Genomic DNA, 25299 nt, shown 5'->3' with positions numbered 1-25299 from the left:
AATCACGCGACGACTGCGCGGATCTCTTCAAGCAGGTCCCCTACCCCGCGGGCGCGGTGGTGAGGAGCCAGTCCGTCGTGGACGATCTTCAACTGCTGGACGGCCCGTGCGGAAGACATGCCTGCTGTCCGGATCAGCCCGATGGCCTTCCTCGTGGCATCTGCGCTGTGGTCGATGTCTCCAGCGCCGATCGCCGCGGTCGCGAGCCGGCCGAGGCACATGCCCCTGTTCCGCGAGTGCGCCACATCCTGTAGCCGTTCCGACTGTGCCAAGAGCTTCTGGGCGCGAGCAGTCTGGCCGAGGTCAAGTCGGCACATTCCCTCCAGGCACACCAATTCGGCCTGGTTGAGGAACGTCGTCCAATCAGGGTCGCGGTCGTCCGTCCCGCGTTCCCATTCCTTCCAGGCCCTCTTGATCGCGGACTCGCAGTTGAAGGCGTCGCCGACCCGGGCGTGGCCCTGGGCCTCACGGATCGCCAAGAGAGCCGTGACGCGCGTCGGTGCGCTCCACATATCCGCGTGTGTCTGTGCGAGCCGGGCGAAGCGGATCGCTTCCCGCCCTTTGTTCAGATCCACGGCCTGACGGGCCATGTTGCTCAGCGTGCGGCTGGAGAGCACATCGTCGCCGGTCAGCATCGCGGCGTTCAGAGCCTCGGAGAAGTACTGCCGAGCCTGGGCGTGGAGCCCGGCGTCGTAAGAGAACCAGCCAAGGCTGGTGGTGAACTTCCCTGCGAGAGCATGCAGTTGCTTGCCAAGCTGCTCGTCGTAGATACCGCGGTCGATCATGTGGTGCACCCAGAGCAGGTGGGCGCGCGTCGGCCGCCAGAGCCGGTTGCCGCCGAACTGCTGGTCCTGTGCGTCCATGTCGTCCGCAGCCTCGCGGAGAAGCTCGACCTCGTCCTCGGCGATCTTCCAGTCCGCGGAGCTGGCCACATCGGTCGTCGTCTGAGCCAGCCACGGCGGCGGGTCCTGGTCGCCTCCGGCAAAAAGCGGGACCGCGGCGGCCGACTGCTCGATGAGCGGGACCGGTGTCACGACGGGCACGGCGGAAGTGCCGGAAGGGGCTTCCCCGGCACCCGGGCGGAGCCCCAGCTCCTCAACTGACCGCTGGAAGTACAGCTCAAGAACCACTCGGGTATCCGGGTGCGGGTACGGGCGCGGCCTCGTCTCGCTCTCCCACTTCGACATCTGGCGGACGGTGAAGGTCGGGCGCTTCGAGACCCGTCCTTCGGTAGCAAGCCGTTCCGCTAGGGAGTTGAGTTCGTCAACCGCCTTTGCCTGGGTCCGGTTGCGGCTCTCGCGTAACGCTCTCATCGGGCTGCGGCTCACCGGATACCCCCTTTACCAACTGGTGTCAGCTCACCGTAGCGGTCATCTCACGGGCTGCGTGAGGTGCTGTCAGCGAAAGCGCTGGTGAGACGGAAATGGGAGTCAAAAGGGCGGGTGGAGGGCGGGTGGGAGGCGACCAGGGTTCCGGCGAAAAGACCTGTTCACACCCAGGACCTTCCGATGCACTAGGTGACGGCGGACGCACTGTGCGTGCTGAAGTTCGGATGCCGACCTGGAGGGGCCCATGGAGTCCTGCACCGTGACTGGCGAGCCCGAGCGCCTGTCCGCGTGGTTCGCCGCGGCCACTCCTTCGCCGATGGAGTCCATGAGCGCCTGGCGCCGTGCGCCCGACTTTCCTCGGCGGCTGCCGACCGGCATCACCTTCGATGTCGTACTGGCGCACCGCACTCTCGTTGAACTGGCATACGACATCCTGCGCCGGTACGAACAGACCGTCGGGCCGGCTGTCCGCTTCACGAACCTGACCACGGCGGCCGTCCTCGTGCCGCCCGGCACCGCCAGCCGCTGGGGCAAGCTGGTCGCTGGGGCCTCCTGGCTCGACCGGAGTGCCGTTCCGATGTGCCTCGGTGCTGGCCACGCGGTCCGTATCCCCGGGCTCACGCCGTCGGTTCAGGACGTACCGGTGGAGTGGCTGGAGGCACCCAACACTGAGTCGGCCATAGGTGACGCCCCCCTGCTCACCGCCCCGGTGCAACTGGTCCGCTGCCTTGCCGAAGCACGTTTCCTCCTCACCCCCGACGATGAGCGGAGCCCTCTCAGCAGGGCGGTATCCGCGGTCCGGGCGGTCCTCCGAGCCCCCCAGAGGACGTGATGACTACGACTGCCGTACGGCCGCGCCGTGCCCCCCACCGCGACGGCGACCTCATGAGTTCCACGTTCGAGATCAAGCAGCGACCGCCGGGGGAGCTTCCTCCTCGCGAGGACGGTGAACAGGTCGGCGTCATGCGGCACCGAACCCGAGAGCGTCTGAACGCCCGCGGCCTGGCCTACGTCGCTGAAGAGGCAGTCCTGATCGTTTCCGAGCTGGTCACCAACGCCATCGTGCACAGCGGAGGCCGAGAAATCACCGTGACCCTCTCTCTCCGCGACGGCTTCCTGCGCATCGACGTACACGATGGTGTGCCCGGCTACCGCACACTGCCCCAAGCCCCCAGTGACACCGACGAGCACGGCCGCGGCCTGGTCCTCGTGAAGTCGATCGCCGAGGACCGGCGAGGCACCTGGGGCGTCGCGGACGGAGGCGCCACCACGTGGTGCGAGCTGAGTTTGGCGGCCTGCTGATGACGAACATCGCAGTACGAGACGGAATCGCGGGCCCCGAGTCGCTGCCGGTCCGCCCGAAGGACCCGACGGTCCCCACGAACCCCTGGTCGCCGCCGCTCGACGCACCTGACATTCACGGGCTGCTCAATGCGGTGCGCAGATGGGAGCCCGTGGACTGGAACGCCGTGTACGACGGCTTGGACGCGGTCCTGAACGATGAGGTCAGCCACCACGCCGCGGGCCCGGCCGAGCGTCAGGCCGGGGCTCCCCTGCATGAGTACGACGACGCCAAAGAACTCGCTCAGCGCTTCCGCGGTGCCCTCATGCAGCTCGTGAACCGAGGGCTGCGCGACGAGGCCGATGAGAAGCACCCGGACATCGCCAAGCTGATCGAACGGGCCCGCGCGCTGCGCTCCGAGGAGCTGCCCGGCGACCCGTGGCAGGACCTCGGACTCCTGCGGAAGCTGGGTCGGATCACCCTGGATCTCGCCGAGCGCCTGGATGAAGTCGGCATCGTCAGGGGGCTGGTCGAATGCTGACCATCGACATGACGCCGGCGCACTCCCTCACTGTCTCCCTCCGTCCGGCCGGGGAAGCGTATGACTTCGAGTACTTCCGTGACCGCCTCGCCGAGCCCACGATCCTCGCCGACGCCGTCGCCGTCCGCGTCTTCCGGGCGCCTCTGCTCGCCGTGCCGGTCGGCGGCTCGCGCCGCGGCGGTTACATGTCCTTCGACCTGCTGTCGCTGGCGGTGGAGGCGCGCGGGCTCCTCACGGACCAGCCCGGATTCCCGACCCTCCGCGTCCGCTGGTCGCCGTACCGCGACACCTGCCACACGGTCGAGTGGGGCGAGCCAGCTCCCGGGTGGTGGGAGGACGACGCGGTCTTCGGTCGCTTCTACGGCTACAGCGAAGCCGCCATCGCCGCGTTCCTTCAGCGGCCCCTACAGACTCCCTCTTCGGCCTCCGACCCGTGTTCCCCCACGGCCCGTAGCCGCCGAAGAGGGCCCAGCTTCCCGCCCCGCACCCGAGAGGACGAGCACCATGTGCGCGCACACCCCGCCGTGTCCCACGGCTGAGGCTCCCGACAGGGAGGCCGCGCGGCCCATCGCACACCACCCTGAACAGGGCTGGAGCCTGCTGTGCAATCAGGTGCTGCACTTCGAGGACACCGGCGAGTTGCTGCCGAACGGCACGATCATCGCGCCGCGCCGACACCTCGCGGTTCCGGTTGGAGGTGCCGCATGACCCTCGCGACCGATTCCGTCGTGCCGTACATCACCTGCCGGAAAGGCGAGGAGTCCGACAGCTTCCTTGCCCTCTGCTCACGCATGGGCGAGGGAGACCGAGCGCGGCTCTCCTACCTGGACGAGGAGCGTGGGGACCGAGACCTTCGCGGCGTCCTGTGGAGTCGCGTCTCGCAGTCCATCGGCGCCGATCAGTGGCCGACCGGCGCGCCCCGCTGGAAACTCGTCCATCCCGCACGGCAGCGGGAGACGATGTTGTACCTGCGGTGCCAGCTGTGTGTGCAGGATGCCAAGACCGCTCGCAACCGGCGGAAGCCCGTGGCCAAGCCTGGCGTGCTGTTCCTGGAGTCCGCCGGGCACGACCTCAGCGAGCCCGTGCTCACCGCGCAGCCCCCCCGTCTGTGTCGAGCACGCGGCCGTCGCGATCGAGCGATGCCCGTACCTGGCACGGAACGGACACGTCGCTCTGCTGGCCCACCGGTACCGCCTGTTCGGAGTCATCGGCACGCCGTACGAGTGGACCGGCCGTGAAGCGCGCGCCCTGGCCGGAGATGACACCGCGGTCCCGTACGGCGACCCCCGGCTTCGCTGGTTCCTTGCCTCCCAGCTCGTCCGCGAGCTGAGCGGCTTCGAGTCGGTGGCGCTGGAGGACCTGATGCCTGCCACATAGACGACCGCCCGGCGGCCCGGATGTGACTGGCCGGATCGTCGGGCGGTTAATCACCCCGGCGCGGGGCTGTCGCCTCGCCCCTGACACGCGAGCCCTCGCGGCCCCGCGCCGGTCCATAAACCCGCTCAACCAGGCTCGGCGCAAACTCGCCGAGGAGGAGACCCCGCGTGGATAACGTCCCCGACATGACGACCAACACCGATCAAGATGCCGCAACCGAGCGGCAGTTGCGCGACGCCATGGCGCAGAAGCTCATCGAGGTCGGGGCCGCCCGTGACCCCCGCGTCGTGGCGGCCTTCCGCGCCGTGCCGAGGCACCTGGCCACCCCCGATGTGGCCCCGGCCAAGACGTACGAGGTCGAGACGGCCACCATCACCAAAACCGATGAGAACGGCGTGGACATCAGCTCCGTGTCGGCCCCCCGGGTTCAGGCCATGCAGATTGAGCAGGCCGACATCAAGCCCGGGATGACGGTCCTGGAGATCGGTTCCGGCGGGCCGAACGCCGCGTACCTCGCCGAGATGGTCGGCGACGAGGGGCGGGTCATCACCGAGGACATCGACGCCGATGTCACCGCCCGCGCCGAACAGTTCGTGGAGGCCACCGGCTACCGGAACATCACCGTGGTGACGGGCGACGCCGAGAGCGGCGTACCCGAGCACGCGCCGTACGACCGCATCGTCGTCACGGTGCAGGCCGCCGACATCCCGCCTGCCTGGATCGAACAGCTCAAGGACGGCGGCCGGCTCGTCGTACCGCTTCGGATGCGCAGCATGACCCGCACCGTGGCGTTCGTCCGCGACGGCGATCGACTGGTCAGCGACGGGTTCGAGCAGTGCGGCTTCGTGCCGATGCGCGGCGCTGGCGAGAACCGGATGAGCCTGGCGGTCCTTCACGACGAGGAAGGTGCCGAGGTCGCCCTCCGCTTGGACGGCCACCCCGAGCCGGATACCGAGGCGTTGCGGACCGCGCTCCGGTCCGCCCGGACGGAAGCATGGTCGGGGGTGACCATCGGCGGTGAGGAGTCGATGGAGCACCTGGACCTGTGGCTGACGACCGCTCTGGACAACCTTCCCCTCATGGCGGCGAAGCCCGCGGCTCGGCAGCGCGGCGTCGTGGCCGCTGCGTCACCGATCGGACTCCCGGCGCTCGTGGACGGCGACAGCTTTGCCTACCGCCGTTCCCGGCCCACCGACGAGGAGGACCGCTACGAGCTGGGCGCGATCGGGCACGGGCCCAACGGTCAGAAGGTCGCCGAGCGCCTGGCCGAGGAGATCCAGACGTGGGATCGCGAGCACCGCAACGACCGAGCGCAGATCGAGGTCTACCCGGCGGGCACGCCCGACGACCGACTTCCCGCAGGCCGAGTCGTCGACCGGCCGCACACGCGGGTCACCATCTCCTGGCCGTGACGCCTCCAGCGTCGCCGCCAGGTGGCACAACCAGCACGATCCGCACAGTCCACTAGCCCCTCAACCCTGAGGAGACAAGCGATGGCACCGCAGATCACCAGCACCAAGCCGCAGACCGGGACGCCGTTCACGGCCGACTCCGGGTCGGACTTCGACCTGAACATCGAGACCGTCTCGGCCCTGCCCGTGGTCGGGGCCCTGCTGAACGACACCGGCGACGGCTGCACGTCCACCTGCCAGTCCGCCTGCTCGAACAGCACCTGCGGCTGACCCGGCAGCACCCTTCCGGGGTGGGCGGGCCGGGAGACCGGTCCGCCCACCCCGGGCACCGCACCTTGAAGGAGGCACAGCCATGTACCAAGCAGTTGACGCGGGCATGATCAGGGCATCGGTGTTTCCGCTGGTGGCCTCGCTGCCCTCCTGCCCCGCTCCCGTGTCCGACCCGGCTGCGGATGCAGAGAACTGCCGCCAGTGGATCGAGCAGGTATGGAGCGACGGCACCCGCGCCAGCGCCATCGAACTCGCCGCGCCGGTCCTGGCCGCCAGCATTCGCAAAGCCATCAACAGCACCGCCCGCCGCTCCCGTATCCGGCGGATCGTGCTCTCCCTGACCCGCTACCTCCTGCGGATGCAGTTCCGCGCGACACCCTTCGGCACGTTCGCCGGCCCCGCCCCGGTACGCCTTGGCCCCAGCACGGGCGTGCGATGGGGGGCGCAGCACACGGCGTTCGCCCGAGCTGACGCGACATGGCTGCACGACGTCATCACGGCCTTGGAGCAGGACCCGGACGTACTGCGACACCTGTACGTCGTCGCCGACCCCACCTGCACCGTGCGCGGCGCACAGGTCACCGTCGCCCACCAGCCCGGTGCTAAGGGGCCCACCGAGACGACCCTTCGCCGGACCCGGGCAGCAGAGTTGGCGCTGGCCCTGGCGCAGTCGCCCACGACCGTCGGCGACCTCGTGGCCAAGCTCCAGGCCGACTATCCCGACACCCCGGTCCAAACGATCGAAGACATGGTGCGCAGCCTGGTTGCCCACCGAGTGCTCCTCACCAGCCTCCATGCCCCGATGACCTGCGATGATGCCCTCGGCCATCTGGTCAGCCAGCTCGAACAGACCCTTCGTACCGGCGCCTCGGGCTCAGCCGTGCAGGTGAAGACGCAGAAGCTGCTCCACGTTCACCAGCTCCTCCACCAGCACGACCACGCGCACCCGGACGAGCAGCGCGCTCTCCGGGCCCAGGCCACCGCCGCGATGAACCGCCTCACGGGGATCACCGACCGCAGTCTTGCGGTGAACCTGCGGCCGGACTGCGGCATCGTCCTGCCGCAGGAGGTCGCGGAGGAGGCGAGCCGGGCACTGGAAGTCATCACCCGCATCACGCCGTACCCGAACGGTTCCCCGGCGTGGCGCGACTACCTCACTCGGTTCCTGGAGCGCTACAGCATGGGCACCGTCGTCCCGGTGCGTGAACTCACCGACCCAGACACCGGTCTCGGCTTTCCCGTCGGCTACCGCGGCACCGTGCTTCCCCGGCCCGTCCTGGCGACGACACCTCGCGACGAACACCTCCTCGCGCTCACGCAGGAGGCCGCCCTCACGGATCGCCGAGAGATCGTGCTCACCGAGGACGACATCGAGGCCCTGTCCACTGGTACTCCCACCCAGGTACCAGCGCACATCGAGTTCACCTTCACTGTGCTCGCGCAGTCCCAGCGCGCCCTGGACGAGGGCCGCTTCACCCTCTCCACAGTTGGACTGTCGCTTGCGGCCGGCATCACGACCGGACGCTTCCTGCCTACCCTCGAACCGGCAGACCTGGACCGGACGACCGCTGTGCACGCCGCTCTGCCCACCCTGACCGAGGGCGCGGTCCGCGCTCAGGTGTCCGGACCGCCACTGAAAGTGCCGATCAACAACGTCAGCCGCTCGCCCGTCGTCGCCCCGGAACTGCTGTCCATCGGTGAGCACAACCCCGGCGCCACCCTGGACCTGGATGACCTCGGTGTCCTCGCCGACGCGGGCCGGTTCTACCTCGTGTCGCTGTCCACCGGTCGGATCATCGAGCCGACCGTCATGAACGCTGTCGAGCTGTCGAGCAGCACCCACCCACTGATCCGCTTCGTGTGCGAACTGCACCGATCGCACACCGCCGTTCTGCTGCCCTTCTTCTGGGGAGCGGCGACCCGACTGCCATTCCTGCCCGAGGTCCGGGTGGGCCGCACCGTTCTCTCTGCGGCCTTGTGGCGGCTGCGTCTGCGCGACCTCGGGGATGGAAGCGACTGGCCGGAGCAGTTCCGCAAGCGGCGGCACAAGTACGGTCTGCCGCGCACCGTGTACCTCGGAGCCAGCGACCAGCGTCTCCGGCTCGACCTCGATGTGCCGGTACACCAGGAGCTGCTTCGCGCGGAGGTGCGGCGGCACGGCGCGGCCGTCCTGCACGAGGCCCCCGAGCAGAGCGCGTACGGCTGGATCGACCGGGCCCACGAGGTCGCCATGACGTTCGCCTCGGACCAGAAGCCGACCCCCGCACCCGTCTTCCGGGCCTCCGCCAGCCGGGATGCGGGCCGTCTTCCGGGGACCTCGCACTGGGTGTACGTGAAGCTGTACGGCAGCGCGGCCCGCGTACCCGAGGTGCTGACCAACCACCTGCCCCGGCTGCTGCGGGAGGGATGGGAACCTCCACTGCCCGCCTGGTTCATCCGGTACGCCGACCCCGACGCGCACCTTCGCCTCCGGTTGCGCCTCCCCGGACCGGGCGCGTTCGGCTCTGCGGCACAGACCGTCGCCCGGTGGGCGGCCGAGTTGCGGCACGAGGGCCTGCTCCAGCGGGTGCAATGGGACACCGACCACCCCGAGACCGGCCGCTACGGCACCGGCCGCGTACTGGAGGCCGCGGAGGACTACTTCGTGGCCGACTCCACGGCAGCCGCCGCACAACTGTCCCTCGCCGTGCCCGCCGAACTCTGCCCCGCCGTCACTGCGGCCTCGTTCGTAGACATCGCCGCTGGATTCCTCGGCTCCCGCAAGGTCGCCTGCACGTGGCTCACCCAGCACCTCCTTCGCAGCGACGGCGAACTCGTCCCCCGCAACGTGCAGGCCCTCGCGCTGCGCCTGTCCGAATCCGACGTACGCAACGTCCTGACCGACTTCAACGGCGGCGATGCCGTGACCGACGCCTGGGAGGCGCGCAGGCATGCGCTCGGCCACTATCGCCGGACGCTGGCCGAGGACGCCCCGGATGCCGTGCTGCCCTCCTTGCTGCACATGCACCACAACCGTGTCGCAGGCATCGATCCCACCGCAGAAGCGACCTGCCGACGGATAGCCCGAGCCGCCGCCCTGTCCCGGACTCTCATCCCCGAAGGAGACGAGGCGTGACCACCGCCCCGCCAGCCACCGACGCCTCCACCCGACAGTCCCTCGCACACGGCCCCCTCGGCACGGCGATGCTCCACATTGAACGAGCCCGACGCGGGACCGGCGACTGGCGCGACGTCCACCGCACCCTCGCCGGAACCGGCCCGTTGTTAGACGGCGCTGACGCCAACCTCTTCCTCGGCGCCCCCGCGATGGCCTTCGTCCTGCACCTGGCCGCCGACGGCACCGACCGATACGCCGGCGCGCTGCACACCCTCGACGGCGTCGTGGCCGCGCACACTCAGCAACGCCTCGCCACTGCGCATGCACGGATCGATGCTGGCCGCCGTGCGACCTTCGCCGAGTACGACCTGTTCCGAGGTTTGACCGGCATCGGCACGCTGCTGCTGCGACGTCAGCCCCACGGCGCGGAATTGAAGGGGGTCCTGGAGTATCTGGTGCGCCTGGTTGAGCCAGTCACCGGCGCGGCGGGCGAGACCCTGCCCGGCTGGTGGGTCGGCCATTCCCCGGCAAGCGACAAGACGGCCACCCCTGGAGGACACGCGAACGCCGGGATGGCACATGGCATCACCGGACCACTCGCCCTCCTCTCCCTGGCTCTGCGTGCGGGAGTCACCGTGGACGGCCACGAAAACGCCATTCGCCGCATCTGCCGGTGGCTCGACCAGATTCGGCAAACCGACTCTCGCGGCCTCCGCTGGCCACAGTGGATCAGCGCCCGAGGCGTCGCACCTGCGCTCCCTGCAACGCCCGGCTGGTGTTACGGCACACCGGGACTGGCCCGCGCCCAGCAACTCGCCGCCATCGTCCTCGAAGACGGGGACCGCAAGCGGATGGTCGAGCGGGCATTGCTGTACTGCCTCTCCAACGACCACCAGATTGGCCAGATCGCCAACCGCGGTCTCTGCCACGGGTTCGGCGGCCTCCTCCGCACCGTGCAACGCGTCGCCGAGGACGCGGATGACCCGGCCGACTTCGCTCGACGGTTCGCCCCCATCACCAAGCGTTTCATGGCTGCCGAGGCCCCGGAGGAGGCCGGGTTCCTGGTCGGAAGGGCCGGGGCCGCCCTCGCCTTCCAGGACGCCGAAGCGGGCGCCAGGCCACAGGGGCAGTGGGACGCCTGCCTACTGCTGACGTGAGAGGAGCAGCCGTGCATGACACGGACCGTATCGAGGACGCCGTTCTAGCTGTCTTGGGCGGAACATCCGTCGAAGAAGCCGCCCGCGCCGCCGACACCGAGCCCGCCCAACTCTCTGAGGCGATCGAGCGATATCGGGACGCCGGCCGGGCCGCTCTCGACGCCGAACCGTCCGGCTGGCACCAGGCGAACATCCACTTCGCCGACTACCCGACCGCCGCCCGAGCCTTCCGCGCCTACCTCGCGCCCGCCCTCCGCAGCGGCCCCGTTGGCACCTGGTGGTTCATCCGGAAGCACCCGCACTGGCGCCTGCGCTACTGCCCCGCCCCGGACGCCTCCCCCGAGGACGCCGTCCGCCACATCAGCGAAGCGCTTGACAGCTCTGTCTCCTGGGGCGTGACCACGGACTGGGCATCCACCCGATACGAACCGGAGACCATCGCCTTCGGCGGTCCGGCCGGGATGGCGCTCGCGCACACGCTGTTCCATACAGACAGCATGGGCGTGCTCGACTATCTGCATGCCGCAGCCGACGGCCAACCGAAGAAGCTGGACGCAAAGGCGACATCTCTCCTGGCCATGACGCTGATGATGCGCGCTGCCGGGTTGGAGTTCGGCGAGCAGGGCGATGTATGGGGACGGGTCGAACAACGCCGGCCGCTCGCCGAGGACGTGCCCCCGGAACGAGTGAGCACCATGGTCGAACCCCTGCGTCGCCTCCTTCTTTCCGATGCTCGCCCCCTTCTCGACGGTGGAGACCTTGCTTCTATACGCCCGTGGGCCGAGGGGCTGGAGCGGGACGGGAGGGCTCTGGCGGACGCGGCGGAGAGCGGCACGCTCAGCCTCGGAAAGCGCGGCATCCTCGCGCGGCACGTCATCTTCCACTGGAACCGGATGGGCTTCGCACTCCGCCAACAATCCATCTGGTCCCGAGCAGCCCGGGAAGCCGTACTCGGCGGCTGATGCCGCGCGACAACGTCAACTCTCGCCTGGTCGTCCGACCAGAACGCACGAGACAGGACATGCCATGACCACCCCTTCGCAGCCGAGACGATGGGTGAGCCTCGGGTTGTTGATCGGAGGACACCCCCCGGTATTCGAGATCCCGCCGCCCTCCTCCGACGCCCCGCGCATGCCCGTGGCGCAAGCCGATGAACAGGAAGCCGAGGAACTGATGCGGGCGGCCGGCTACAAACCGAGGGTGCCGTTCCCCGGCGCGCGCTCGATGCCCTGGCCGAGCGAGTGCACCGAATGCGGGGCGCCCCGCAAGCCCTCCCTTCAGGACGTCCAGCGCGGTGTCAGGTGCAAGCACATCCGGCGTAGGTCAGCCGCCTCCGACGCATGAGGCGAGCCCGCGTACCCGAGCGGTGCGAGGTGTTCCAGTGCAAGTTGTGCCCGAACAAGGGGACCAATCGGCAGATCCGCGGTGTCGGCGCGCGGATGGCTGCGTACCGGGTGTGTAGCTCGTGCGATTTCTGGTTGATGTGCCTGGGATACGCGATGCTCGGGGACCATGACCCGGACGGTCGTCGCGCGCTGCGGATCGGCGGTATCCACTACCTGACGTGGACCGACGAGCAAGGGTTCCCACCCGAGATCGGCTACGTAGGGAACGGCGAACACCGCTACTTCCTGCTGAACGACCCGACGGGCACTGTGCACGTGACGCGTCGACTCTGGCTCATGGGAACCATCCCGGAAGCGTTCCGTGACCGGATGCCCGACAACGCGGCCTTCGCTCCGACTACGTAAGCCCCCGGCCCCTTCTAGACAGGCGGTGCGTCCTGTGCGCTGTCTGGCGGCGTGCTGAGCTGTGTGTAGTCCATCGACGTGCGGTTGGCGTACGAGGACTCGGGCTTCGGGGTCGACGGTGCTGCGGACTCTTCGACGTCGGCGCCCTGACGCCCAAGTTGAGTTCGCAGTGTCATCTCCTTCTGCAGGCCGGACACTCGGTGGTCAGCGCCGCGAGCAGTGCTGCGCGCCTTGGCGGCCTGGGTCCGGAGTTGCTTGGCTGCCTGGGTGTCCTTGTCCTTGGCACGTCGCAGGAGCGCGGCCTTCTCCTGCTGCGGCATGTCCGCTTCGGCGAGCACCGCTTCGTGTTCGCTGACAGGTCCGGCCTGCTGGGCAACCTCGTGGAGGCGCTTGTCCATCTGTTCCAGTTCCCGTCCGGTCTCCTCGCACGTACGAAGCAGTTCCTCACGATCTGCCTCGACCGCAGCTCGCTCGTCCCCACGGAGCACCGGACGCCCGAAACGGCCGGTCGCGGCCAGCTGCTGTTCGAGTCCTTCGATACGTGCCTGTGTGCCGTGCAGTCGGGCAGTGCGTTCGGCGATCGTGCCGTCCAGTGCTCGGACTTCGCGGATTGCCACGGCACGTTCGGCAACGTCCTGGTGTCGGCGGTTGAGCGCGAGCGCGCTCGGGCCTGTTCCGGCAGCGGCCTGCTGTTCGGCACGGTCGGCGGCGGCCTCCGCCTTCTCGGCCGCGGTCCTGGTGGCGTGCGCGGCCGTAGCAGCCTTGCGCGCGGCGTCGCGCAAGGCTGCGTTGCTGAGGTGAGCGTATGGGCGGTCAGCCGTCGGCGCAGGTTCCGAAAGCGTGGCAGACGCCACGTGCCGCTCGGTGGGTGCCAGAGCGGGCCGGTCCTCGGGCTCCGGCGCCTCTTCGGCGGCGTCCGCCTCATGCGGTTCGCCGGCACCGGGGGCGCGCGGGGTCGGCAGATCGGCTACGGCCTGACGGACATGGGCGGGGACCGCGTTCTTGGGGAGTTCGGTGAGGATCATGCGCTCCTCGGTGCCACTCTCGATCTCACGGATGAGGCCCGCGACAGCGCGGTCAAGCTGTTCCTGCTCGGTGAGCGCGTCGCCTCCGCGAGCACGGTCAGCGTCGGTTTCGTAGACGGACAGCGGCAGGAAGAGGTGGGACTCCTTCTTGTCGCGGCTCATCATCGTGTAGAGCGCATTCGCCTGCGCACCGGGGCCGTAGACCAGGGCCTCCTGGACGCTGAGGCCCTGCGACTTGTGGCCGGTGATCGCGTATCCAAGGCTGAGTCCGCCCTGCGCGATGTAGTCGGCGTCAACCCATTCGGCGACGTCACGGTGGCCGTCGGCGGTCTTCTCGCGCCACTCGACCAGCACCCGGCGTGCCTCGTCCACGGCGCGGACGATTCCGCGGTAGCCGTTCAGGACGTCTTCGTTCTCGCCTCGGCTCCTCTTACCTCGGTAGTCGTTGATCCGAAGGAGGACCTGGTCTCCGACGGACAGCATCAGCTCGCCGCCGCCGGGCAACGCGTAAGTGTGCTCGGGGCCGGTGAGATCGCCGTTCGCCTTCCGCAGTGCGCGGGCTCCCGTGTTCAGCTCCTCCACGATCTCGTTGGTGGCGGCGAGCATGAGGAGCTGCTGCACGGCGGTGTGGTCGTCGGAGTGCGCGGCGCGCTTGTCGGCCCAGATGGTGAGCATCGCGGCGAGCGTGGCGTCCTTGTCCGCGAGGGCGTGCACGCGGCCGGTCCCGGCGAAAGTACGGAGCGCTTCCACACGGTTGTCGTCGCGCCACAGCTCCAGCGCCCGACGCTCGACCAAGTCCTTCTGCCGGAAGTTCTCGCTGAGGCTGAGTCCACCAACGATGTGGTGCACGGCGGCGAAGGATCCGCCGATACCGGGCGAGTGCAACTGCTTGGGGTCACCGATGCCGACGACCTTTGTTCCGGTTTCCGCGGCGTGAGTGAGGAGTTCGGCGATGTCGCGGTCATCACACATGGCGGCTTCGTCCACGACCAGCACGTCAACACCGGTGAGACCGGGACCACCGTTTCGGATGCCGGTGAGCCAGGACGCGAGGGTGCGGGACTCGATGCCCGCCTCCGCCTTCAGGTTCGCGGCGGCGACGGCGGCCGTACTCGCTCCGGCAATGACGAGACCATGGGCCTCCCATGCCTGCCGGGCAGTGTCCATGATCGTGGTCTTGCCCGATCCGGCAATGCCCACCACCGCATCGATTCCGTGCCCGACCGTGAGCAGCCGTTCGAGGACGGCGCGCTGTTCGGCAGAGAACGAGAAACTGCCGCCGTGCTGGGCCTCGACGGTGGAGAGGGTCATGTCGACCGTGCCACGACTGACGACGGCGGCCTGCGTGTCGAGCCGGTTCGTGGCCTCGGAGACGATCAACGTTTCCGCGGCCACGATGTCCGCCGTCGTGTACCGATCAGCGTGCGTGAAGTGCTGGGCACCCTTCGAATTCAGCTGCACCGCGTAACCGGCGTGACGGAGGACGGAGGTGGTGAGCTGTTCGGCTTCCTCGGCGTTCGCGACTCCATACGGCAGGGCATCCAGCACGGCTGAGATGGCAGCGGCGTGGGTGAACTCCTTGGAGTGGCTGGTCAAGCCGGTCTCCGGGTCGAAGACCTGGGCGCACAGCTCATCCAGACCAGGGTTCTGGTCCGCTTGGTCCTGCTCCATCGTGCTGGCTGCGATGGCCTCGGGATCGTCACCTGCGGCGCGGCCTTCGGCCTGCCAGTACGCGCGCAGAACGTCGTCCTCGACTCCGGCGGCCTCACCGTTCTTCGCGGCCTTGGACGCGGTGGAGGCGGCCGTGCGTTCGCGGGTCGTGGCGCTGTCGTAGTCGATGCCCAGCTTCGTCAGCAGGTCCCGGACCTGGCTGTCGCGCTTGCTGAACAGGCGAATCGTGGCTTCGGGAATCGCCGCGATCTCCCACGCGCCGGTCCGCTCCTCGCGGCGAAAGCTGATGCCGAACTCATTGGTCAGCTCCCTCCTGATGCGGGCGTTCATGAGGGACTGGGTCGCGCGGGTGTGCCGGTGCAGGTCGCGGCCCCCGCTGGCCATGGTGGACCACTTGCCGTCGGTGCCCTTGACCATGTTGGCCAGGGTGAAGTGCAGGTGGAAGTGAGGGTCGCCGTACGGGGCGCCGTCCACGGGCCGGGCGGCGCGGTGCACCATCATCCAGCCGGAGAACCCGCTCGTCTTTACGGTCTCCGCCTCGTTGCCGTCGCCGTGGTGGCCGCGCATGGCGTACGCGGTCCAGCGCTCCAGGGCACCGATGGACTCTCGGCCGGCGGAGGTGTAGATGCCCTCGACCTTAGCGGCAATCTCCTTCGGGGCGTACGCGAGGAACGCGCTCTTCGACTTCGCCAGGTCCAAGGTGACGTCGGCACCGAAGTTGCCCACCTGTACCCGTCCTTCAAGGAGGGCGGCCTTGATCTCCTCGGCGTCCCACACGTCCTCGGGCGCGAGCCCTGCCGCCTTGGCCATGGCGACCGCTTCACGCACGTCCATGGGCAGGTCCCGAAGCCGCCGTTCGCCCTCGCCCGCGGTCTGGACGTACCGGCGCTTCATGGATGCGGCGGTGAACAGGTCGGCAGGCTGCTGCCCGGTCTCGGTAGCGCGCGCCTCGACGGCGCGCAGGAGTGCGCGGGCGTCAAGACGGCCGCCCGCCTCGGCGGCCACGGCCTTCTCCAACGTGTCTTCGCCGTACAGATCGACGGCGTCGATGCCGACGGCGTCGGCGAGCTTCAGCAAGGTGGAGGCGGGGATGCGGTGCGATTCACCGAACCGCTTGAGCTGGCTCTCCATCCTGCGGAAGGCGTCCTTCTTGCGCTTGGAGTCCAGCAGGGACACAGGGTTCACGCTGCGTTCGGCGGCGGCGCGGCGGATGGCGCGGGCCAGCGGGGCTGCGGGGAGCTTTGCGGCCGGCGCGATGGCGAGCTTGGGTTCTACGAGAGTCTGCCCGGTACGGGGGTCCTCACCGTGCATGAGGCGTCGGGCAGCCTGGAAGTGCTCGGGGGCGAGGATGCTGCCGGGGGTGATGTCGAACTCGGTGAGGCCGTTACCGACCCACACCAGGGGGCGTTCACTGGCGTCCAGGTGGTAATCCACCTGTCCGTCGGCGGCCCGTGGGGGAAGGGCCTGTTCGCCGTAGAGGTCGCGGGCTTCGAGCCCGGCTGCGGCAGCGACTTCGACGGCGTCGAACCCGGTGAACCGCGCCGTGCCCTTGCTGCGGATCAATCCGCGGGCGCGGAAGAAGGCACGCTTGGCCTCGCGGGAGCCGAGCAGGGACGCGACGGGAGCGCCCGCTGCTGCGGCCTTGGCCTCAATGGCGGCGACGAGGGGGGCCGCGTCGACCGTGGTGGACTTCCCGCAGCCGTGACCGCCGGTAAGGCGGTACTCAACCTGCTCGTCGGACGGGCCGATCATGGTCGTCCACCCCACCGGCCCGCTCACCCCCCGCTTCCACTCAGTCAGATTCGGTCATCTTGGCTGATTGTATCGTCACGAAGTGACGATACCTTGGTCCTCTAAATTCAAGATCGGTGCGACGAGGGGGCATCGCTTCCGCTTCGGTGGGTGCGTGCTGGCTGCGGCCTTGGCTCGCGAGGGGAAGTTGCGCGCGAGGCTGTTACCTCGGCTGCTCAGTGGGGCCTTGGGCGGTGCGGCTGCGCGGCTGCTGCTGGGCATGAGGTCGCCGTGGCGGCACAGGGTGGTCCTTCTCGGTACGGCAACCGGGTCGTGCGACATCACGATGGCCTCGTGTTCCGCAGCTTCGGCAGATGTCCCCATAGGCTTCCGAACTATGAGCGCCACCGCCGATCCCACCGCCATCCCCAGCGTCGTGGACCTCGCCAAGATCGTGAAGGCCCTCGGCGGTACGCCGAACACCTACATCCCTCAGGGCACCGCCCCCGAGGCCGTCACCAAGGCCGCCTTGGCCACCGCCGCTTTCGGACGCGCAGCAAAGATCGCTCACAAGGCACAGCAGGAACTCGCTGCCACCGGTGACCACGAAACCGGGGCCGCGCTGAACCATCTGCTGACCGTCTCGATGGAGGAGGGGGATGACCGCCTGGAAGCGGTACCGCTGCTCTGGTACTGGCAGGTCTCCACCATTGCTTGGATGCTGCGCGACATGCGTACGAAGGCGCCCCAGGTCGATCCGTTGATCAAGGCCAGTGCGGACGCCGCCCGCGCCCTGATGATCCTGCTGGAGGCCCGACTCAACCTGAAGACCGAGCACGCCGCCCAACTCAAGAAGGTGCTCGGCGAGGCGGAGGAGATGCTCACCAGCGCACGATCGAACACAGCGCGCCTCCCGCACTGGCTCGCGCAACCCGGCAACCTCGAATGAGTGGACGGGTGGCCCGCCGAGGCCGACGCTGAGGATCGTGTCGACCACGGGCTTCGCCGCCACTGCGTGAGCTGCCGCTCCAGCCGAGACACGCGAACGGCCCCCCGCAGGAGCGGGGGGCCGGGGTGGCGCGGCGAGTGCTACGAAGTTAGTGGCCAGTCACCGAAGGCGACAGGGGTCTGTCCAGTAGCTTCGCGTACGGCCTCGTCAGTGCCGCACGGCGTGCAGATCCGCACTTCACGATCGGTCGTAAGGCGGGATCGGGCGGTGGGCTGAACGAGCGGGCCGGCACAGCGCGGACAACGAGGATCAGTCACGGCGACTCCTCGGGGTGCTCGCGGGCGGAATTGAGGATCAGGTTCCAGGTGGGACGGGAGTAGGTCTTCTCCGTCTGCTGCTGGAGTGCGGGGATCAGTTCAGCGTTCTTCGCGCCGGGGTTCGCCGCGATGGCCTGCCGTGCGAGGGTCAGCCGTTCGTCTCCTTGGTACGGGTAGGCCAGTCCGCGGCGGCCGGTGGGCCGTCCGCCGGCGTGCCCGCGGCCCTTGCGGTCCGCGAGGTACTGCCACAGCCTCCAACGCTTCCACTTCGGACGCCGCCGGGTCGGTAGCTCGTCCCAGTCGTCGGGCGCAGGCCACCCCTCGGGCGGGTTCTTGACGTAGTGGGAGACGGTGGTGGAATCGGCGAACCCGCAGACCTTCGCAGCTTCGGCGGGGCCGACCATCTCTTCGGGGTCGCCGTCGAGCTTCGGCGGGTTGGTGGTGCTGGCGGCGGCGCGCTGCCGCTGAAGCTCGTGGTGCCACGTCGCCCATACGTCGCCGTCCCAGTGCATGACGCCGTCGATGGTGTCCGCGACGGGCGGGTGCCCGTTGTTCTCCCGGTCGGTCCAGAGGTTCTGAAGCGTCGGCTCGCTGATGCCGTGGACCTTGCGCAGGTCCGCGCGTGAGTAGAGCGTGCGGCCGGTCTTGCGGGACACGGTCGCCTCCTGTTCTTGGTCGGGGTCGTGACCGCTCGGCACGGTCACTGGATGTCGTCCGGGTCCGGGGCCGGCGCCCACGTACGACTGCCCGCCGGTTCGAGCCGGGTGAGGGTGGCTATGTCGGCCAGGGGGACGGCGGCGGCCCAGTCGGCGCGGCCTGGGTGGTCGACGGGGAGGTTGAGCACGAGATGCCGGCCGGTCGGGGGGAAGTCCTCGACGATGACGAAGCTGTCGCCGGGGTCGGCGCCGATGCTGTTACCCCTCGTGAGCTGGGCGATGTCGCCGGGCTGGGGACAGTCGGGGTGTCGGTCGCATAGCATGGTGGGGTTCTTTCTGGTGAGAGAACATCGACGGCCAGCGCCTTGTTGCCCTTGTGCGCTGGCCGTCATCTGTTGTCTGGGGTGCGTGGCGCCCGTGGGACGCACGGCCGGTCGGAGGTTGCCCGCTCCGCTGACGGCGGAGTAATTAAACCACCTTTGGGTTGAGCGGGGCGGGGCCCTGATCCGGAGGACGGCGGTCATCAGAAGAGAGCCCCTTGATCTGTAGGGCGTCGGCCCCGGTCGATGGGTGGCCGGGTGACGCGGAGTTCGTAGCGGGGGCGTCCCGTGTACGGCGGGGCGTGAGCTTCGCGGCGGTAGCGGCGCCACGCCACGACGGGGGCGCCCTGGTCGATCCAGCCCGCCGGGTACTGGGAGGTGAGCTGAGCCCACCGGCTCCGGCTGCGCGGGACGGCCCACCGGTCCTCGACCGTGGTAATCGGCGGCAGCGCCCGCCCAGCCGGGGAAACAGTGGTCGTGCGCGTCCTCCACCGCCTCGTTGTCACCGTCCCCGAACCCGTTGCCGGAGTGCACGGGGCCTTCCCACTCGCACGCGAGACACCCGCCCCGGAACTCCTGCTCGTCCTCCCGGCGGCCGGTCGGCCGGCTGCGGGAGAGCAGGGTCGGGGCGTGGTGTTCGGGCGGGTCCAGCTCATGGCCGAGGTCGCAGTACGCGCCGCCGGGGTGTCCGGGCTGAATGTGCCATGCCTGCCCGGCGCTCCCGGGTGACTGGCGCGTCCGCGCGTTGCGCACCCGCCAGTAGTACGTCTGCCGTGCCCGTGCTCCGGTCGGCTCGGCGACGGTCGCGGTCATGACGGCCCACCCCCGGCGGCGGCGAGCACTTCGCGCAGAGGATCAGCGAGTACGGCCTGTTCGTCCGGGGCGTCGAGGAATCGGGACCCGTACGCGCGGCGCACTGCCCGGCGGGCGTCCTGGTGACGGTCAAGCTCCGGGTAGTACGGCGATCGGTCGAGCACGTCATAGCCGTGCTGGGTGAGCACGTCGGCGATGAGCGACCGGACCCGTACCGGGTCGAGGGCGGTGAGGTCGGTTTCCCCCGGGGCCGCGAGGAGTACGCGGATCAGCTCGGCCGCGGTGAGCCGGGGTTGAAGGGGGACGCCGACTCGGTGGACGCCGTCCCGGCTGGGGGTGGCGGCTCCTCGGCGGCTCGGCGTCCTGGTGGTGCTGCGGGCTTCTGTCGTCTCGTCCATCGTGCTGGCCTTCGATGACTCGGGATGCTGGCGGGCGTCGGGTGTCAGAACAGGGCGTGTTCGGCGCGGGCGGCGGCGGTGCGGAACGCGTGGGCGGCGTCGGCGGCGGTGCGGCCGGGCTCGGCGCTCCACCGGTCGATGGCCTCGCGGTGCAGGGCTTTGGCGGCGGCGGGGTCGTCGGCGTCGACGGGGTGACCGGTGAGGGTTTCCGCGAGGATGCCGAACGCCTGGTCGCGGGCGCGGTCGATGCGGTCCCAGTCGTACGTCCGGCCGGCGGCTCCCCGCCCGTGGCCGGCTGCGACTTCGAGGGCGCCGCGCGGCCAGCACGGCAACGTGGCCGTACGGCCGGGACCGGCGAACAGACGGGGGCCCTGGTGGATGCCGACGTGTTCGATGTGAAGCGCGGCCCATCGCAGGATCGCGGCGGGGGTGTCCGCGATGACGATGCTTTCGGGGGTGTGGCGGGTCGGCACGGTGCTGTCCTTCGGGGAAGCGGGGGCGGCGGCAGCGCGCCGCCGCCCCCCGGTGGGGCTGCTAGTGGTAGGCGGTGACCAACCGGCGGACCTTGTCCTCTCCGATACACCCGCCCTTGTGACGGCGCGCGCTCGGCGGCTCTCCGTTACGACCGCGCAGGTGGCTCCAGAACTTCGGGCCTTCCCACGGGCACAATTCACAGCTGAGGAACCAGTGGTTATCGCTGCCGGGGAACCCGGTGAGGACTGCCCGCCAGTGGTGGGCCCGGAGTCCCGCGAACGCGATCTGGGCGCCCTCGATGTTGCGATCGTTGACCGGCATCCGCGGGTGCAGGAGAGGCACCGGCCCGCACAACGGCGTGGGGGCCTCGGCGAGCACCTGGTCCAGGGGGACGGCGCCGATCCGACCGGCGGCGTACTGCTCCGCGAGATGGGCGGCGGCCATGTCAGTGCCGGGTGTCCCCTTCGGCGGGCGGCGGAGGTTGCGTTCGCCCTCGGTGGTGAGGACGAACCAGTCCCGGTGCCACCTGTAGGCGCGGCCGATGACCTGGTCTTCGCCAACGATCACGGGGTATCGGCACTGGATGTCGGGGGCGCCGACGCGGTACGTCGGGATAGTGGTGCCCTCGGTCGCGGGGACGATGAGCCTGCCCGCTTCGGTGTCGGTGACGGTCGCGGGTCGTTCGAGGAGTTGCATGGTCATGGTGGTGCCCTGTTCTGGTGAGAGAGGGGCCCGCTGCCCCGGGGCGCTCGGCCGCCGGGGCGGGCGGGGGCGTGGTTACGCGGCCTCGGCGGGGGCCTGCGCGGCAGCGGTCCATTCACGGCGCGGGGTGATGCCCAAGTCCGAAAGGACCGGGTCCAAGCTGCCGTTGTCCGGCGTCCATTCCCAGTCGGTACCTTCGACGCCGGGCTGGTCGGTCCAGGTGAGCATGTAGGAACGGCCGGAGGTGCGACGGTCACCGCACACGGCCTGCGCCTCGCGGCGGGTCATCGCCCACAAGGCGCGCTTGCGGGTGCGGCGGGTGTTCTTCGAGGCGATGAGCACCAGGGCCAGGGCCTCATGTGTGTTCTCCCCTGGGGCGGGGGCCAACGCGGGGGTCGGCTTCCCTTCCGGGGCGTGGTGGCAGTGAGCGCATCGGCGCGCTTCCGCGTTCCACTGGCTGGAGTGGCACATGGGGCACGTCTCGGCCACCGGTGCCGGCTCCTCGACCGGCGGGGCCTGCTCGGCCTGCTCCTGGTGTTCGGCGGCCTCCGGGGCAGGTGCGGGTCCGGCCTTAAAATTCTGCGGCTTGGCGTACCCGCACACGGTGCACATGCCGCGCACCGTGCTGAACCGCTTCTCGCCCTTCGCCACGCGCTTGCAGTGCGGGCACACGGTCCGCTCCGCCTCGGGCTCCGTCGCTTCAAGGCGCGCGATGTCGGCGCCGCTGGCCCATCCGCGCACCACGTCATACGGAAGGGTCTGGGTGTCGCAGGTGCACCGCTTCCCACCCTTACACGGCGAGGGACGCCCGTAGTACACCGTTCCGGCCGTGCACTCGCGGTCGCCGGAGCGCATCACCGCCATACCGGTACGGGTCAGCAGGTGTGGCACGGTCACGCTCTTCTTGTTCACCCGCAGCACCTCGCGCCAGGTGCCACCCGCGTTCACGAAATCGCCCTTCGTGAAATCGTCGGGCCCCCACACCTTGAACCCCCGGGCCTCAGCCTCAGCGATCACCGCTTCCTCAAACGCGATCTTCTCCAGAACCACGTCCCGCTCAGTGGCCAGCGTTGCCAGACCCTCCGGCGTGGTCGAGCGGGTGAAGCCGCACGCGGACTCTCCGCGCTGCCACTTCTCGATGTCGCGGAACTCCTTACGCAGCTTCTCCAGACGCCGCAAGGTCCGGTTGGGGTCCCGGCGGAACGCCTCGAAGTGCTCGGCCGCCGCCGCACGGTCAGCCCAGTAGGAAGCCTTCCGGCTCTCCTCGATACCGCGCCGCATGTGGTTGTCCATGCGCTCGATGTCTCGGCGGTGCCTGCGCTCCGAGTGGTGACCGACCTTGATCGGCTCGCCGGTCATGTACTCCGAGATGGCGTCAGCGGACCGGTGCGCGCCCTCGGCCCGGGAGGCGGCGTTCCCCGCGTAGCCGTCGAAGCGCTCGGCGCGGGCCTCGGCACGCTCGATCCGCTCAGCCTCCGCTTCGGCGTAGCTGCGCCGCTTGTGGTCGTCGATGTTGACGACGACGGTGTACCCGGCCTCTTCGAGGTAGCCGCGCAGCTTGTTGACCGTCCACCGGTCGGCCGCGTGATCCCGTGAGTGGCGCAGGTACCAGCACTGGAGGTCGTGCCCCCAGCGGAAGGCCAGGCCGCCCCGGCGCCCGTACTCCTTGCGCTTGAGGATCTTCCCGGCCTTATCGCCCTTCTCGGTCCCCTCGACCAGGGTTCCTTCTCGGCGGGTGTGGGTGATCTTGATAGTCACTGAACTGGTCTTTTCTGGTGAGAGTTTGTGGTCCGGCCGGAGGGCGGACCTTGCGTTGGCAGCGGCGCTGCACCACGGGCGCGGGCCGTGAGGGACGATCGGCTCGCGGGTCGTCGCGCCTGCGCGACGACAGGGGCTGTCGCGCCCCGGCGGGGCGCGTCCGCTGCGGTCCGGTGCCCGTCGTCGGTCGGCGGAGCCGCCTGCGGCGGAGTCGGCCGGCGGCGGTGAACGCACCGGACCTGTCCTGCCGCCCCGAAGGGGTGTCCGCTTGGGTGCTGGGGGCCTGCCGGTCCGGAGGTGTTGCCCTCCCCCGAACCGGCGGGGCCTTGGTCAGCTGCGGTGGAGCGTGTGGCGGGCGGCCGGGTCGGCGTCGGCCAGCCCGGTCCGCTCGCGCCATGCCTGGCGGACGGCGGCGCGGAGCGCGTCCCCGTCGTCGTAGGCGAACCGGCCCCGGCGCAGGCTGCGGACGATGTCGCGGAACGTGTCCTGGTGCATCGTGGTCAGCGTGTCGTCCAGCGGGGTCAGCTCGTGCGGGAACATCGCCTGGACGCTGTCGCCCGGCTGCGGGGCACCGAGGGTGAAGAACCAGACCACGGACATGGTGGCCTCGTCCGCGAACTCCGGCCCGCCGAACGGGCCGACGACGACGGCGGGGCGGGTGTCGAGCTGGTGGCCCCGGAACCAGGGTCCGCCGATCACGAGCGTCGCGGTGGGGAAGTCCTGGACGGTGGGCTTCTGGTCGGTGGTGAGCATGTCGTGTCCTGTCTGGTGAGAGATTCCGCCGGGGCCGGTCGGCCCCGGCGGGGGTGTCGGTCGGGGGGTTGCCCTCCCCCTTCCGACACCATTAATTAAACCATGTTCTTGGGTCTCGGTCAACCGGTCACGGCAAGTTCGCGGCGGCGCTCGGCGGCCATCGCGACGGCGCGGGCGACGGCGCGGCCGGTCTCGATGGCCCGTACGGCGGACTCGTGTACCGGGGGCTTCTTGTCCTGGGTGATGATGCCCGCGAGCGGCGGCATGACTGCGGGGCCCGGAGCGATATTCAGGATGAGCGCGGCGACGTGGGCGGCTGAGGCGACTTCGGCCGCGTGCTGGCCGGGAAGGGGGGGGCGTCCGCCTCGCTGATACGTCGCCACGCGTGGCCGTACAGAAGGATGCGGACGGCGTTGTCGGGGGCTTCCTGGGTGAAGTCGAACCCTCCGGCCTGCTCGGGGTCCTCGTGGTACTGGTCGCGGTACTGGTTCACCAGGACATCGCGGATGACCTCGGCGGCGAGCGGGGCGGCGGCGGGCGGCTCGTAGGCGTCGCCGTCGGTCTGACTGATGTCGAAAACCGGCCCGGCTTTGAAGCCGGACACCTTGCGCGTCTCACCCCCGGCGGTCTCGCCGGTGACCTCGCGCTGCCCGCCGTCGGCGGCTGCGGCCGTGGCCTCCCGACCCTCCTCGGGCCGCCGCTTGATCGGCGTCCAGATGCGGAGGGAGGTGGAGCCCTTAACCGGGAAGCGTCCGGCCTTTCGCCAGTCTCCGGAGCTGAGTACGTGGGTGGCGTTGGGGTGCTGGGCGGCGATGGCAATGCAGTTGGTGGGGCTGCGGTCGTCGCGGTCCGGGTGGGTCAGGTTCGCGGCCGTGCGCATGACGGTGGCCCAGAAGTCTTCACTGGCGACCATCGCGCCGTACGCGCGATCCATGACGGCTTCGAGTTCACCGCGCATCTTGGCGGAGTAGGCCCGGCGCTCTTCGTCGGTCATCTTCGGCTTACGGGGCATGTCGCGGTCCTCCTGGTGAGAGATCGTCCGGGGCCGGCTGGCCCCACGGTGTCGGTCGGGGGGTTGCCCTCCCCCTTCCGACACCATTAATTAAACCATGTTCTTGGGTGATCGGCAACCCCCTAAATCCAGTACAACCCTGCTTCGTTGCTCACGGCCCGGTATGCGGCTATGACCTCATCCTCTATTTGCGTCCAGCGTTTGAGGATATCGGGGGCGGTCGTCTTGTCGCTGGCCGCGCGCTTGGCCCTGCGCCACTCAATGGCGATTTTGAGTGTGCGGAGTTGAGAACGGGTCAGCTCCCATCGGCCCGAGTCCGGGAGTTGATCGCCGTAGGCCATCGCCACGGCGTTGTTGATGTGCTCGGTACTGGACCACACATTCTGTGTGGCCTGGAGCGCGAGAGCGCGTTTGAGGGTGCACCGGAGGTGCGGGGCCCAGGGCTCCGGCAAAGTCGTCTGATGGTGCTGTGACGTGGGGCTTTGCCGGTGGTTGATGTACGCGG

The 25299-nt window shown here is 69.5% G+C and carries 25 protein-coding genes and 1 pseudogene; 12 read left to right on the top strand and 14 right to left on the bottom strand.

Features of this window, described 5'->3' with window-relative positions; genetic code table 11:
* Nucleotides 1-2: 2 nt before the first annotated feature.
* Nucleotides 3-1187 carry a hypothetical protein gene (locus I3F54_RS28030; RefSeq protein WP_240121716.1) on the bottom strand — a complete coding sequence of 395 codons (1185 nt, stop codon included), beginning with the start codon at nucleotides 1185-1187 and terminating at the stop codon, nucleotides 3-5.
* A gap of 400 nt (nucleotides 1188-1587) precedes the next feature.
* Here I3F54_RS28030 and I3F54_RS28025 point away from each other — a divergent pair, with 400 nt between their 5' ends.
* The 11 genes from I3F54_RS28025 to I3F54_RS27975 all read left to right on the top strand — a co-directional run bounded on the left by I3F54_RS28025 (nucleotide 1588) and on the right by I3F54_RS27975 (nucleotide 12215).
* Nucleotides 1588-2160, top strand: coding sequence for a hypothetical protein (locus I3F54_RS28025; RefSeq protein WP_240121715.1), 573 nt, complete (start codon nucleotides 1588-1590; stop codon nucleotides 2158-2160).
* Nucleotides 2160-2630 carry an ATP-binding protein gene (locus tag I3F54_RS28020; protein ID WP_240121714.1) on the top strand — a complete coding sequence of 157 codons (471 nt, stop codon included), beginning with the start codon at nucleotides 2160-2162 and terminating at the stop codon, nucleotides 2628-2630. The genes I3F54_RS28025 and I3F54_RS28020 overlap by 1 nt, the downstream gene beginning before the upstream one ends.
* On the top strand, nucleotides 2630-3151 hold the full coding sequence (locus I3F54_RS28015) for a DUF6415 family natural product biosynthesis protein (protein WP_240121713.1): 522 nt from the start codon (nucleotides 2630-2632) through the stop codon (nucleotides 3149-3151). Before I3F54_RS28020 ends, I3F54_RS28015 begins: the two co-directional genes overlap by 1 nt.
* Complete coding sequence (locus I3F54_RS28010) at nucleotides 3145-3690, top strand: DUF6302 family protein (RefSeq protein ID WP_240121712.1); 546 nt, start codon at nucleotides 3145-3147, stop codon at nucleotides 3688-3690. The genes I3F54_RS28015 and I3F54_RS28010 overlap by 7 nt, the downstream gene beginning before the upstream one ends.
* A complete protein-coding gene (locus I3F54_RS28005) occupies nucleotides 3656-3859 on the top strand; it encodes a DUF5999 family protein (protein ID WP_240121711.1) in 204 nt (67 codons plus the stop codon). Before I3F54_RS28010 ends, I3F54_RS28005 begins: the two co-directional genes overlap by 35 nt.
* Before the next feature lie 854 nt (nucleotides 3860-4713).
* On the top strand, nucleotides 4714-5940 hold the full coding sequence (fxlM, locus tag I3F54_RS28000) for a methyltransferase, FxLD system (protein WP_240121710.1): 1227 nt from the start codon (nucleotides 4714-4716) through the stop codon (nucleotides 5938-5940).
* Between the two features lie 81 nt (nucleotides 5941-6021).
* Nucleotides 6022-6210 carry an FxLD family lanthipeptide gene (locus I3F54_RS27995; protein WP_240121709.1) on the top strand — a complete coding sequence of 63 codons (189 nt, stop codon included), beginning with the start codon at nucleotides 6022-6024 and terminating at the stop codon, nucleotides 6208-6210.
* Between the two features lie 82 nt (nucleotides 6211-6292).
* Nucleotides 6293-9325 (top strand): lantibiotic dehydratase, encoded by a 3033-nt coding sequence (locus I3F54_RS27990; protein ID WP_240121708.1) that lies wholly within the window; start codon nucleotides 6293-6295, stop codon nucleotides 9323-9325.
* Complete coding sequence (locus tag I3F54_RS27985) at nucleotides 9322-10464, top strand: lanthionine synthetase C family protein (RefSeq protein WP_240121707.1); 1143 nt, start codon at nucleotides 9322-9324, stop codon at nucleotides 10462-10464. Before I3F54_RS27990 ends, I3F54_RS27985 begins: the two co-directional genes overlap by 4 nt.
* 11 nt (nucleotides 10465-10475) lie before the next feature.
* Complete coding sequence (locus I3F54_RS27980; protein WP_240121706.1) at nucleotides 10476-11426, top strand: thiopeptide-type bacteriocin biosynthesis protein; 951 nt, start codon at nucleotides 10476-10478, stop codon at nucleotides 11424-11426.
* A 411-nt stretch (nucleotides 11427-11837) separates the two neighbouring features.
* Nucleotides 11838-12215: a hypothetical protein gene (locus I3F54_RS27975; RefSeq protein ID WP_240121705.1), complete on the top strand. Its 378-nt coding sequence runs from the start codon at nucleotides 11838-11840 to the stop codon at nucleotides 12213-12215.
* 14 nt (nucleotides 12216-12229) lie between these two features.
* Here I3F54_RS27975 and mobF read toward each other — a convergent pair whose 3' ends face one another.
* Complete coding sequence (gene mobF, locus I3F54_RS27970; protein WP_240121704.1) at nucleotides 12230-16663, bottom strand: MobF family relaxase; 4434 nt, start codon at nucleotides 16661-16663, stop codon at nucleotides 12230-12232.
* Nucleotides 16664-17039: 376 nt separating this feature from the next.
* On the opposite strand from mobF, the gene I3F54_RS27965 reads away from it, so the two are divergent.
* Nucleotides 17040-17591 carry a hypothetical protein gene (locus I3F54_RS27965; protein ID WP_240121703.1) on the top strand — a complete coding sequence of 184 codons (552 nt, stop codon included), beginning with the start codon at nucleotides 17040-17042 and terminating at the stop codon, nucleotides 17589-17591.
* A gap of 313 nt (nucleotides 17592-17904) precedes the next feature.
* Here I3F54_RS27965 and I3F54_RS27960 read toward each other — a convergent pair whose 3' ends face one another.
* The 12 genes and pseudogenes from I3F54_RS27960 to I3F54_RS27915 all read right to left on the bottom strand — a co-directional run.
* Complete coding sequence (locus I3F54_RS27960) at nucleotides 17905-18564, bottom strand: hypothetical protein (protein WP_240121702.1); 660 nt, start codon at nucleotides 18562-18564, stop codon at nucleotides 17905-17907.
* 44 nt (nucleotides 18565-18608) lie between these two features.
* Entirely contained in the window at nucleotides 18609-18887 is a 279-nt protein-coding gene (locus I3F54_RS27955; RefSeq protein WP_071370502.1) for a DUF6211 family protein, read from the bottom strand.
* Between the two features lie 200 nt (nucleotides 18888-19087).
* Nucleotides 19088-19390, bottom strand: coding sequence for a DUF6349 family protein (locus I3F54_RS32625; RefSeq protein ID WP_374205976.1), 303 nt, complete (start codon nucleotides 19388-19390; stop codon nucleotides 19088-19090).
* Nucleotides 19359-19697 (bottom strand): annotated as a pseudogene (locus tag I3F54_RS32620) (DUF6349 family protein); the annotation flags it as partial. The pseudogene I3F54_RS32620 and the gene I3F54_RS32625, both read right to left, overlap by 32 nt.
* Nucleotides 19694-20095, bottom strand: coding sequence for a DUF6181 family protein (locus I3F54_RS27950; protein ID WP_071370504.1), 402 nt, complete (start codon nucleotides 20093-20095; stop codon nucleotides 19694-19696). The gene I3F54_RS27950 and the pseudogene I3F54_RS32620, both read right to left, overlap by 4 nt.
* 44 nt (nucleotides 20096-20139) lie before the next feature.
* On the bottom strand, nucleotides 20140-20568 hold the full coding sequence (locus tag I3F54_RS27945; protein WP_240121701.1) for a DUF6197 family protein: 429 nt from the start codon (nucleotides 20566-20568) through the stop codon (nucleotides 20140-20142).
* Between the two features lie 61 nt (nucleotides 20569-20629).
* Nucleotides 20630-21271, bottom strand: coding sequence for a hypothetical protein (locus I3F54_RS27940; RefSeq protein WP_240121700.1), 642 nt, complete (start codon nucleotides 21269-21271; stop codon nucleotides 20630-20632).
* Between the two features lie 75 nt (nucleotides 21272-21346).
* Complete coding sequence (locus I3F54_RS27935) at nucleotides 21347-23029, bottom strand: DUF3560 domain-containing protein (protein ID WP_240121699.1); 1683 nt, start codon at nucleotides 23027-23029, stop codon at nucleotides 21347-21349.
* 330 nt (nucleotides 23030-23359) lie between these two features.
* Complete coding sequence (locus I3F54_RS27930) at nucleotides 23360-23782, bottom strand: DUF6409 family protein (RefSeq protein WP_240121698.1); 423 nt, start codon at nucleotides 23780-23782, stop codon at nucleotides 23360-23362.
* Nucleotides 23783-23901: 119 nt separating this feature from the next.
* Entirely contained in the window at nucleotides 23902-24048 is a 147-nt protein-coding gene (locus tag I3F54_RS27925) for a hypothetical protein (protein WP_240121697.1), read from the bottom strand.
* A gap of 23 nt (nucleotides 24049-24071) precedes the next feature.
* Complete coding sequence (locus tag I3F54_RS27920) at nucleotides 24072-24794, bottom strand: hypothetical protein (protein ID WP_240121696.1); 723 nt, start codon at nucleotides 24792-24794, stop codon at nucleotides 24072-24074.
* Between the two features lie 122 nt (nucleotides 24795-24916).
* The coding region (locus tag I3F54_RS27915) for a hypothetical protein (RefSeq protein WP_240121695.1) at nucleotides 24917-25299 on the bottom strand (383 nt) is incomplete at its 5' end.

This window comes from Streptomyces sp. MUM 2J, from assembly GCF_022414535.1.
In the GTDB taxonomy this organism is placed as follows: domain Bacteria; phylum Actinomycetota; class Actinomycetes; order Streptomycetales; family Streptomycetaceae; genus Streptomyces.
Note: the sequence above shows the minus strand (reverse complement) of the source record. Positions and strands in the feature narration are given on the sequence as shown.